8 protein-coding genes are annotated in these 10,090 nt (G+C 71.8%); 4 read left to right on the top strand and 4 right to left on the bottom strand.

Annotated features, from left to right (window positions below; genetic code table 11):
- Positions 1-295: 295 nt before the first annotated feature.
- The 3 genes from D7X12_RS34495 (at position 296) to D7X12_RS34485 (ending at position 4,155) form a co-directional block, all read left to right on the top strand.
- A complete protein-coding gene (locus tag D7X12_RS34495) occupies positions 296-2,242 on the top strand; it encodes an FHA domain-containing protein (protein ID WP_244224950.1) in 1,947 nt (648 codons plus the stop codon).
- Between the two features lie 82 nt (positions 2,243-2,324).
- Positions 2,325-3,662, top strand: coding sequence for a cyclic nucleotide-binding domain-containing protein (locus D7X12_RS34490; protein ID WP_120629461.1), 1,338 nt, complete (start codon positions 2,325-2,327; stop codon positions 3,660-3,662).
- 34 nt (positions 3,663-3,696) lie between these two features.
- A complete protein-coding gene (locus D7X12_RS34485; RefSeq protein WP_439329410.1) occupies positions 3,697-4,155 on the top strand; it encodes a hypothetical protein in 459 nt (152 codons plus the stop codon).
- Positions 4,156-4,176: 21 nt separating this feature from the next.
- Here the strand turns inward: D7X12_RS34485 and D7X12_RS34480 are convergent, their stop codons facing one another.
- Positions 4,177-5,763 carry a tetratricopeptide repeat protein gene (locus tag D7X12_RS34480; protein WP_120629459.1) on the bottom strand — a complete coding sequence of 529 codons (1,587 nt, stop codon included), beginning with the start codon at positions 5,761-5,763 and terminating at the stop codon, positions 4,177-4,179.
- Positions 5,764-5,905: 142 nt separating this feature from the next.
- On the opposite strand from D7X12_RS34480, the gene D7X12_RS34475 reads away from it, so the two are divergent.
- Positions 5,906-6,874: a homoserine kinase gene (locus D7X12_RS34475; RefSeq protein WP_120629458.1), complete on the top strand. Its 969-nt coding sequence runs from the start codon at positions 5,906-5,908 to the stop codon at positions 6,872-6,874.
- Here D7X12_RS34475 and D7X12_RS34470 read toward each other — a convergent pair whose 3' ends face one another.
- The 3 genes from D7X12_RS34470 to D7X12_RS34460 form a co-directional block, all read right to left on the bottom strand.
- The gene (locus D7X12_RS34470) at positions 6,875-7,345 is read right to left on the bottom strand and encodes a nuclear transport factor 2 family protein (RefSeq protein WP_120629457.1); all 471 of its coding nucleotides are present in this window, start codon (positions 7,343-7,345) and stop codon (positions 6,875-6,877) included.
- A 72-nt stretch (positions 7,346-7,417) separates the two neighbouring features.
- Positions 7,418-7,942: a DUF2505 family protein gene (locus tag D7X12_RS34465; RefSeq protein WP_120629456.1), complete on the bottom strand. Its 525-nt coding sequence runs from the start codon at positions 7,940-7,942 to the stop codon at positions 7,418-7,420.
- A 33-nt stretch (positions 7,943-7,975) separates the two neighbouring features.
- Positions 7,976-10,090: hypothetical protein (locus tag D7X12_RS34460; protein WP_120629455.1), on the bottom strand; the 2,115-nt coding region annotated here is incomplete at its 5' end.

The following is a 10,090-nucleotide window of genomic DNA, read 5'->3' as shown; positions in this document are numbered from 1 at the left end:
GGACTGCGGGCATGGAGGGGTCTCCTGGAGGGAGCGGGGTGGGAGAAACCTACATCGGGACGGGACGGCGTGCGGGCAAACGGTCCGCGGGGGCCCGGTCTTCCCTGAAAGGAACGGTGGGAGCGCATTCCCACGGTGGGGGACGGCGCTCTAAGATGGCGACCGCTTCAACCTGGACCCATCCATGCCTCCTCGCCGTCCATCACCGTCGTCGCGTTCGGGCACCGGCCGTCCTGCTGGTGGCTCGACGGCGGAACGCCGTCCCTCCTCTTCCGCCGGAGGTTCCTCCCGGCGCGTGGCCGTTCCGGACGAGGACTGGTCCGCCCCGGAGGGGGAGGACGACAGCCAGGACCGGGGCGACCCGGAGCTGTACGGGGACGCGGAGCCGCAGCGCTCGCGCACGGGCGAGACGCGCGTGGCGTCCATGGGCGACGTGCGCCCGGAGACGCCCGCGCCCGCCGAGGACGAGGACGAGGACAACTCCGAGACGACGCGCGCCGGGCCCCCCGTGCTGGTGCTGGTGCTGGACGGGCCGGACAAGGGGCGCAAGAAGCGCTTCAAGGGCGTGCGCATGGTGCTGGGGCGCAGCACGGACTGCGACTTCGCCCTTGAGGACAAGACGGTGTCCCGCCGCCACCTGGAGCTGGTGTACGGCGAGAAGGGCGTCGTCATGCGCGACCTGGGCGGCATCAGCGGCACCCAGGTGAACGACCAGAAGGTCGACGAGTGCATCCTGAAGCACGGGGATGAGATCTCCGTGGGCAAGACGCGGCTGCGCTTCGTGGATGAGAGCGAGCTCATCAAGGAGATGCGCGCCAAGGCGGAGGCCGGCGAGGACGCGCCCAAGGAGGACAAGAAGGAGGAGAAGAAGGACCCGCGCCTGGATGAGAAGACGAACGCGAACTACAAGCTCGCGGACCTGATGCGCGACGAGAAGGCGCGCAAGACGGGCGTGCCCCGCCCGCGCCCGGTGCGCTCCCCGTCGCGCGAGGGCGGCATCCGGCTGAACTTCAAGCAGAAGGTGGGCCTGGCCGCGGGCGGCGTGGTGCTGCTGATGCTGTTGACGGCCCTGACGATGTCGCGCAGGGGGCCGCCCCCGAAGCCGCCGGTGGATCCGAACCTGGCGCGCGCCACGGAGCTGATGCAGCGCGCGCGCGACAAGGTGCGCGACGGCGACTACCCGGACGCGGTGCGCTTCGCGGCCGAGGCGGAGAAGCTGCGCGCGGGCATCGACGTGGACGGCGTGGGCAAGGCCGCGCAGCGCCAGCAGGACATCCTGGACGCCTTCAAGGAGGCCCGGGCGCTCATCGCGCAGAACCGCTTCGACGACGCGCGCCAGAAGCTGAAGGACACGCCCGAGGGCACCGCGAAGACGGACGTGGAGCGCGACAAGCTCAAGGTGGAGCTGGACACCAAGGAGCAGACGTACATGGTGGGGCTGGCGGACGCGGCCCTGGCGGAGCGCAACCCGGAGAGCGCGAAGCCGCTCATCGCGGCGCTGCCGGACAACACCCGGCCCCTCTTCGAGCAGCGGCTGATGGAGCTGGAGACGCAGCTGGCCAAGGAGGCGGCGACCGCGGCGCGGCAGGCAGGCGCGCGGCAGGCCGCGGCGGCGGAGAACGCGAAGCAGCGGCGCGCGGAGTTCGTGGCGCAGGCCTTCGAGGACGTGGAGCGCCGCTTCAACGGCGGGGACTTCCAGCGCGCGACGCTGGAGGTGGACCGGGTGATGGACAAGTACCGGGCGGAGGCGGACATCCAGGCCCGCGCCCGGTCGCTCAAGAAGCTCATCCCCCAGTTCCGCGCCGCCTTTGAAGAGGGTCAGCGCAAGTACGAGAGCAACGCGCTGGAGGCCTCCGTGAAGCCCCTGCGCCGCGCGGCGGAGGTGTACCGGCAGATCGGCTTCGCGGGCACGCTGGGCGACACGCTCGACAACGAGCTGGCCTCCGCGTCGGTGGCGGCGGGGCTGGCGGCCTTCAAGCGCAAGGAGTACCCGGTCGCTGGCCGCAGCTTCCGCGAGGCGCTGCGCCTCAACCCCGGCGACTCGCGCGCGCGCACCGGCCTGGACGACCTCCAGAAGAAGGTGGAAGAGCTGTACCTGTCAGCGTACATCTCGCGGGACCGCGACCCGTCCCTGGCGACGGAGCAGTTCAAGATCGTCATCGAGGCGTCCGCGGAGGGCTCCGACGTGAAGCGCAAGGCGGAGATGGCGCTGAGCGATCTTCAGAAGGCCGGCGGTTCGTAGCCGGCCCCGGCCGCCTGCGGGCTCCTGTCCCAAGGCGGCCTTCTTTCCTGTTTCTTTTCGTCGTGCTGTTTGGAGACACCGGATGAACGAGTCGTCGTTGCGTGAGCTGGGCATGGACCTGTTCGAGGAGCGCCAGTTCGAGCGCGCCCTCGCCGTCTTCGCGGAGGCCGTCCGCCGCGTGCCCGCGGATCACCGCTCGCGCATGCTGGCGTCCCGGTGTCTGGCGGAGCTGGGGGAGCGCGAGCGCGCCGTCACCGCGTACCACGCGTGCGCGGAGGGGCTCCTGCGCCGCGACTACCTGTTGAGCGCGATGGCCGCGTGCAAGCTGGCGCTGGAGCTGTCGCCCAACGAGCGGCGCCTGAAGGAGACGCTGGCCCGCGTACACTCGCGCGCCGCGCGCAAGGCCGCGGGCCGCGCCGCGGTGCCGCCGCCCCTGCCGCCGGAGCACCTGTACGACGGCAAGGTGGAGACGGACCTGATGGGGCTCGTCGGCGAGGAGCTGTCCAACCGCGCCATCGAGGTGCTGGCCGCGCCGGACACTGGCGGCAACGCCGACCCGCAGGGCCGCCCGCCGCTGCCGCTGTTCGCGGACCTGGACCGGGAGGCGTTCATCGACCTGGTGGGGCGCATGGTGTGGCGCACCGTCAAGGCGGAGGAGGTCATCAGCCGCGAGGGCGAGCCGGACGACCACCTGCACGTGCTCGTCGCCGGCAAGGCGGAGGTGACACGGCGCACGGAGGGCGAGGACCGCACCCTGGGCTTCCTGGGCGGCGGCTCCATCTTCGGAGAGCTGGCGCTGCTGACGGGCGCGGCGCCCACCGCCACGGTGACGGCGGTGTCGGACTCGGAGGTGTTTGAGATCCGCCGCGAGCACCTCAACGCGGTGGCCAAGAGCCACCCGGCGGTGCCGCAGCTGCTCGCGGACTTCGCCCAGCAGCGCATGATGCGCAACCTGATGGCGAACTCGCCCCTGTTCCAGCAGCTGCCGGAGTCGGAGCGGGGCGCGCTCTTCCAGCGCTTCACCTTCCGCGCCCTCCAGGCCGGGGAGAAGGTGCTGGTGGAGGGCGAGCACTCGCCGGGCCTCTTCCTGGTGCTCGCCGGAGAGCTGGTGGTGCAGAAGGAGGATCCGGCCGGCGGCGTGGTGACGCTGGGCGTGCTGCGCGAGGGCGAGGTGGCGGGAGAGATTTCGCTCCTCACCGGCCTGCGCGCCACGGCCACGGTGACGGTGCCGCGCAAGACGGCGGCGGCGTGGCTGGAGCGCAACGCCTTCCACCAGCTCGTGAAGGCCTTCCCCAACATCCGCACGTACCTGGAGCAGCTCTCTGACAGGCGCCTGAAGCAGATTGGCGAGGCGCTGCGTCCGCTGGAGATCATCGACGCGGACGACATGATGCTGGAGCCGGAGACCGGGGCCGCCTGAGATGGTGCTGACGCGCTCCCGGGTGGTGAGTGGCATGGCGGCGCTGATCGCCGCCGGGCTCGTGCTGTTCCTCTGGCCCCGCGATGAGCCCGGCGTGAAGGACGCCGTCACCCGGCGCATCATCGCGATGACGCGCTCGGCGGAGGAGAAGGACGTCGGCGGGGTGATGGAGGGCGTGTCCGAGCGCTTCAAGTCGACGGAGGGCTGGGGCCGCCCGGACGTGCACCGCATCATGGCCGCGCAGGTGTTGCGCGGCCAGTGGGTGCGCATCTTCACCACCGGCATCGACGTGCGCGAGGTGTCCCCCACGCAGGCGGACTTCCAGGCGCGCTTCATCTTCGGCCGCTCACAGGCGGACAAGCTGGAGGACCTGGCGCGCGACAGCGTCCTCAACGCCTATTCCATCGAGGGCACCTTCGAGAAGGAGCCCGACGGCGAGTGGCGCGTGGTGAAGGCGAAGCAGCGTCGGTTGGACCCCTCCGAGCTGCTCTAGCCCCGTCTCCGAAGCCGCCCGCTACTGCTGCTGGAACAGGGGCCCCGCTTCGGTGAGCCACGCCTTGGCCATGGCGGGCTGCCCGGAAGTCTCCAGGCGCTTCTTGATGTCGTTGGCGCGCGTGGCGATGAGATCCGCGGGCGTGCCCTGGGCGCGGGCGCGCATCAGCGCGAAGTAGTGCTGCTGGCACCCGGCGGCGAAGTCCCCCTGGGCGAAGAGCAGCTCGCCCAGCGCCTCGTAGGCCTCCGGCATGTTGCCCGCGCCCGTGTCCGGGGCCACCTGGCTGAGCAGCGTCCGCGCGCCCTCGAAGTCCTTGCGCGCGAGCAGCAGCGCGCCCTTGGCGTACTGCGCCTTCGCCAGCCCCACGCCGCGCGCCGCGAGCGCCTTGTCGTAGGCGGCGAGCGCGTCGTCCTGCCGGCCCGCGAGCTCCATCACGCCGCCGCGCGCCAGCCAGTACCGGTCATCCCTGTCCAACGCGGGCACCGACTTGCCGTCCGCCGCCTGCACCTTCACCTCGCGGAAGGTCTTCTCGTAGGTGTCCAGCAGCGCCAGCGCGCCCGCGCCGTCCCCCTGCGCCTGGAGCAGGCGTGCCCCGTCCAGCGCCAGCAGCGGCGCGGTGGGCCGCTTCGCCACGGCCGCCTCGAAGGCCTGGCGGGCCTCGGGGGCACGCTTCGCCGCGAGCGCGCGCGCCCGGGTGAAGAGGGCGTAGTGCTCCTCCGGCCAGGCCTTGAGCGCCGCGTCCGTCAGGGAGAGCGCCTCGTCGGGCGCGCCCTTCGTCAGGGACAGCTCCGCCTGCGCCACCGCCAGGCGGGCCTGGAGCGCGGGCGTCAGCTGCCGGGTGCTCGAGCGCAGCTCCTCCAGCGTCGCCTTCACGCTGTCCGGGTTCTTGCCCGAGTACAGCTGCGCCAGCGCGGACGTCACCCGCGAGAGCTGGTGATCCGGGTTGGCGGTGGTGGCGCGGGAGAAGGCGTCCACCGCCTGGGGAAACAGCCCCTCGTCGAGCAGCGCCTCGCCATAGGCGGCCGAGAAGCGCGGATCCCTCCAGGCGCCCTCCGCCGCGCGGGCGAACGCGATGCGCGCCTCCGACAGCCGCCCCTGCCGCTGCAGCAGCCGCGCCTGGGCCAGCGTCAGCTTGGGGCTGTTGGCGCCCTGGGCCGTGAGCTCCTCCAGGAGCTTCTGCGCCTCCGCCGTCTTGCCCTCGCCCACGAGCAGCAGGGCGCGCGCGCCGTAGCGCTCTCCGGAGCGGGAGCCCATGGCCTCCGCGCGCTCCAGCTGCTCCCGGGCCTTCTGGTCCGCGCCGGGCACATGGTGGTCCAGCCACAGCTCCGCCTGGATGTCCGCGGACAGCGCCCGCGCGTCGCGCGAGTCGGGGGAGAGCGTGAAGAGCGTCTCCAGCTGCTCCTGCGCCATCTTGAGGTCGCCCGGGTTGCCCTTCAGGGCGGCGGCGCGCGCCGTGCGCAGGTGCGCGTCCACCTCCTGGCGCACCTGTCCCCGGTGGACGAACCACGCCACCGCCGCCGCGAGCACCACCGCGACGACACCAATCTGGAGCAGGGCACTGCCCAGCCCCTCGCGACGCTTCCAGTCACCGCGACCCGACGTGTCCATGGGGGTGGCCTCACGCGCAAATATTGAAGGTTTTCAGACAGTTATGCGGAGTAAGACGGGGATGGACAGATAGGTCCGCCCCCCCGGGGTGTCAACGGCCGGGGCGGGATGCACGTGGGGCGGCACACCCTGGAGGCACGCGATGGCGGTCTACACGACACTTTCCCCCGAGGCCTTCACCCGCGTGGCGGACGCCTACGGGCTGGGCGCCGCGCGCGGGATGACGCCCATCCCGCAGGGCTCCATCAACACCAACCACCGGCTGGAGACGGACGCCGGCCGCGTCTTCGTGCGCCACACGACGGTGCGCTCGGAGGCGGACCTGCGCTTCGAGGCCGCGCTCCTGGAGCACCTGGCGCGCGCGCGCTTCCCGGCGCCGGTGCTGCTGGTGCCCCAGGGCCCGGCGCCCTTCCTGTCGCTTGCGGGCGGGAGGATCAGCGTCTTCAAGTGGCTCGCCGGCGAGGAGCTCACCCGCGCGCAGCTCACCCCGGACCTGCTGGAGCGCCTGGGCGCGGAGCTGGGCAAGCTGCACCGCACCACGCAGTCCTTCGGAGGCTCGCGTGAGAACCCCTACAGCCCGGAGGTGGTGAGGGGCTGGCTCACGGGGCTGCGGCAGCGGCCGGAGCCGGAGCTGGCGTCGGTGGCGGCGGAGCTGGAGGGGCTGCTTGCCCGCGCGGAAGGGGCGCACCCGGGGCTGGAGCCCCGGGGCGTCATCCACGCGGACCTCTTCCTGGACAACGTGAAGTGGGTGGGCGACCGCGTGGGGGCCTTCTTCGACTTCGAGATGGCGTGCGTGGACGCGTACGCGCGCGACGTGGCCATCACCCTCAACGCGTGGTGCTTCGAGGGGACGTACCAGCCAGCGCTCTGCCAGGCCTTCCTGCGCGGCTACCAGGACGCCCGGCCGCTGGCGGAGGTGGAGCGGTCCGCGCTGTACGGCCACGCCCTCTACGGCGCGGTGCGCTTCACCGCGAGCCGCATCCGCGACTACCACCTGTCCCCGCTGGGCGCGGACAAGCTCGCGCCCAAGGACTTCCGCACCTACCTGGCCCGGGCGCGGGCCCTGGGCAGCATGGGCCCGGACGGGCTGCGCGCGCTCACGGGGACGTGACTAGATGCCGGAGACGATCTTCCACTCGTCGTCGACCTTCTGGAACACCATCTGCTCCAGCTCCGAGTCCTGCTGGGGCCGGGCGTTGAGGCCGGGCATGCGCCAGGACGCGTTCCAGTAGTAGATGGCGTAGGCGACCTCGTCGTCCTCGCGGATCTCCACGCGGCGGACGTTGATCTCCACCTTGGGGTTCTGCACCTTCTGGAAGAGCGCCTGCATGTGCGCGCCCAGGTTCTCCGCGGTGAGGTCGTCCGCCACGTCCTCGGTGCCGCCGTCGTCGCGGAACTTGGGGGACACCAGGGCCTGGATGGCCTTCGGGTCGCGGGCCTCCAGGGCGGAGCGGTAGCGCTCCATGACGCCGAGGATGGCGCGGGTGTCGTCGGTGTCCTGCAACTCCGTGCCGGGGATGCGCTTCGGGGCGCACGCGGCCAGGAGGAAGACGGCGCAGAGGGCAGGGAAGCGTAGGTTCATGGCGGGGCCTTATGGGTTCAACCACATGGGTGTCAACCCATTCCCAGGCCCCGCCCGCTCCGTGCGCTTTGACTATTTGGCGCGGATGACTTCAGCGATGAAGCGGTTGAGGACGGGCACCTCGTTGTCGAGGATCTTCATGCCCTCGGACTCGATGACCTTCTCCCCGATGAAGGCCACGGCCTTGAGCAGGAAGGGGAGCTTGAGCTTGATCTCCCCGTCCATGGTGCGCTCCGTCTCGTCACCCACGGCCCGCAGGCGCAGCACGCCGGTGTTGAGCATCATGTTGGAGATGGTCTGCGACGTGGGCGTGTTGGTGAACGACAGCTCCTTCTTGCGCTTGTCGTAGGTGGACGTCTCGATGAAGGCGAACCACTCCGGCGGCACCTTCCTCGTGCCGATGGTGGCGATGACGGGCTTGGGGCGGTAGCGCACGCGGCGGTGTACGCGGTCCCCGTCCGTCTTCACCTCCAGGGGCTGCAGCTCCAACAGCACGCCGTGGTGCTGCAGGAGGAAGGGGAAGTAGCGCTCGTCGAGGAGCGCACGCTCCACCTCGTCCACCGTGCCCTGGATCCGCTGCTTCTTGACGAACTGCATGCTCCGTCCACCTCCGGAATGTGTCGCCCGCGTCTAGCGGAAAGCCTGACGCGGCACCAGGGGCCCGCGAAAGGTCGTCTGCTCGAAGTCACATCGCTCGCGCCACTCGGTGGCGGACGCTCGGAAGGCCGCTCCGTAATCCGGCAGCGCGCCCACCTCATGCCGCACGGCGCCGCAGTCGCCCGCCAGGTAACCGGCTTCAATCCGCAGGCGGATGGCCTCACGGCGGATGGCCTCCGGAAGCCCGCTATCAGACAGGGCCCGTTGGAGCTGCTCCGCCGCGAGTGCGGGCGCACCCACCTGGTGCAGCCTGCGCCCCAGCAGGTAGTGCAGCCAGGGGTCCTGGGGTGACAGAAGCAGGGCGCGGTCCAGCAGCAGCAGGCGCAGTTCCTCATGCGGCGCGCGGAAGTACGCCTCGATGGGGGCCCGGCGCGACGGCGACTCCAGGGCGGCCAGCTTCACCTGCGCGGTGCGCGTCACCTCCGGCCCCGCGTTGAGCGCGAGCGCGGCGGTCAGGAACGCGCGGGAGGCGTCCACGTTGTTCAGACGCAGGGCTACGTCCGCGCGCGCCATGGCCACCTCCGCGGCGAGCGCGGGCCGGTTCTTCACCTGCTCGGCGAGCGAGTCCAGTACGCCCGCCGCGTCGGCCGGGCGCTCCAGGGCGTCCAGCGCCGCGGCCTGTCCCAGCTGGAAGGTGTGCTCCTCCGGCTGGAGGGCGGCGGCGCGCTGGTAGCGCACGAGCGCGTCCTGCGGGTCGCTCGCGAGCGCGTCGCGGGCGGACTCGGACAGCCGGGCCACCTCGCGGGCGCACGCGCGGGAGAAGAGGCTGCCCGTGCGGAAGCGGGCGAAGGCACGCGCGAGCGTGGAGTCGTCCAGCGGCAGCGCGTCCAGGGTGCGCTCCCATTCGGTGACGAGCTCCCCCAGGGGCCGCCCGTAGGCCGCGTCGAAGTCCGCGTGCGCGTAGACGGTCCTCAGCCGGTCCGCGCCATAGGTGTCCGCCAGGTAGCGCAGGAACGAGCCCGCCACGGTGTACGCGCGCGCCGGGGCGGACTGGTAGAAGCCCTTGGGGCCCATGAGGTCGCGCATGTCCGGGGCGATGCCCTGGCGGCGCATGCCCGCGGCCCACTGGTGCAGGGTGAGCTCGCCCTGCACGGGGTTGTCCGCGGCCACGGCGATGCCCTCGATGAGGCCCATCAGCGGCCACACGCCCAGCCGCATCGTCACGCGGAAGAAGCCGGACCCCGCGGGGCTCGCCATCACGTGCGCCAGCTCATGGTGCAGGGTGGAGTGCGGGAAGGGCTTGTCCTGGATGTGCAGCTCCGTGCGCCAGGGCTTGGCGTACTGGGTGCGGCCGGCGCCCACCAGCCGCTGCTTCTCGTCCTCGGAGCGGTAGAGCCACACGCGCACGCGCTCCGTGGGGGCCACGCCCAGGAAGCCCGCCGTCTGGGCGTAGCGGAACTCCAGGTCGCGGGCCATCCGGTCCACGTCCTCGCGGGCCTTGCCGCGCGGGTAGTGCAGGATGAAGTGCTCCGTCTCCCGCACGCCGCCCAGCTCCTCCGCCAGGTACGCGTCCGTCATGCGCAGCCCCAGCTGGGGGGCGCGCGTCTCCAGCATCCCGATGCCCACCGCGCAGAGCGCGACGAGCCCCAGGCCCCCCACGCGCGCGCCCTTGAGGGAAAGCCTCCCGGTCCGCACGTCGAGGAGCGACATGGCGAGCCCCACGAAGGCGCACGCCCACAGCAGCGTCTCCAGGCGGAACCAGCCCAGCGCGGCCGTCATCTGGAGGGCCTCGTCGTAGAGCGGGCCGGGAAGGTGGCCCAGGAAGATGTTGAAGGCGAACACCTGGGGCCCGAAGACGATGGGCTGCACCGTGACGAGGAGTGAAGCCAGGAGCAGCAGCGCGTACAGGCCCACCGCGCCCCGGGGCCGGGCTGTCGCGAAGCCCAGGAAGACGCCCGTCGCGGAGGCCAGCAGGGCGGAGGGCACGGTGAGCAGGGGGTAGAAGCCCGCCAGTTCGAAGGGGTCGCACGCGGTGCGGAAGCGGGCGAAGAGCAGGGCACACACGAAGGGGGGGACGAGCACCCCCAGGTTCAGGACGACGCTGGCGCCCAGGGCCCGGCCCACGGCGGTTCCGGGGAGGGTGGAGGC

The organism is Corallococcus sicarius (assembly GCF_003611735.1).
GTDB lineage: Bacteria > Myxococcota > Myxococcia > Myxococcales > Myxococcaceae > Corallococcus > Corallococcus sicarius.
Note: the sequence above shows the minus strand (reverse complement) of the source record. Positions and strands in the feature narration are given on the sequence as shown.

Bases quoted from the DNA above. Each gene is read 5' to 3' on its own strand.
- D7X12_RS34490 (WP_120629461.1), top strand. From the start codon at position 2,325: ATGAACGAGTCGTCGTTGCGTGAGCTGGGCATGGACCTGTTCGAGGAG.
- D7X12_RS34475 (WP_120629458.1), top strand. From the start codon at position 5,906: ATGGCGGTCTACACGACACTTTCCCCCGAGGCCTTCACCCGCGTGGCG.
- D7X12_RS34470 (WP_120629457.1), bottom strand. From the start codon at position 7,345: ATGAACCTACGCTTCCCTGCCCTCTGCGCCGTCTTCCTCCTGGCCGCG.
- D7X12_RS34480 (WP_120629459.1), bottom strand. From the start codon at position 5,763: ATGGACACGTCGGGTCGCGGTGACTGGAAGCGTCGCGAGGGGCTGGGC.
- D7X12_RS34465 (WP_120629456.1), bottom strand. From the start codon at position 7,942: ATGCAGTTCGTCAAGAAGCAGCGGATCCAGGGCACGGTGGACGAGGTG.
- D7X12_RS34485 (WP_439329410.1), top strand. From the start codon at position 3,697: ATGGCGGCGCTGATCGCCGCCGGGCTCGTGCTGTTCCTCTGGCCCCGC.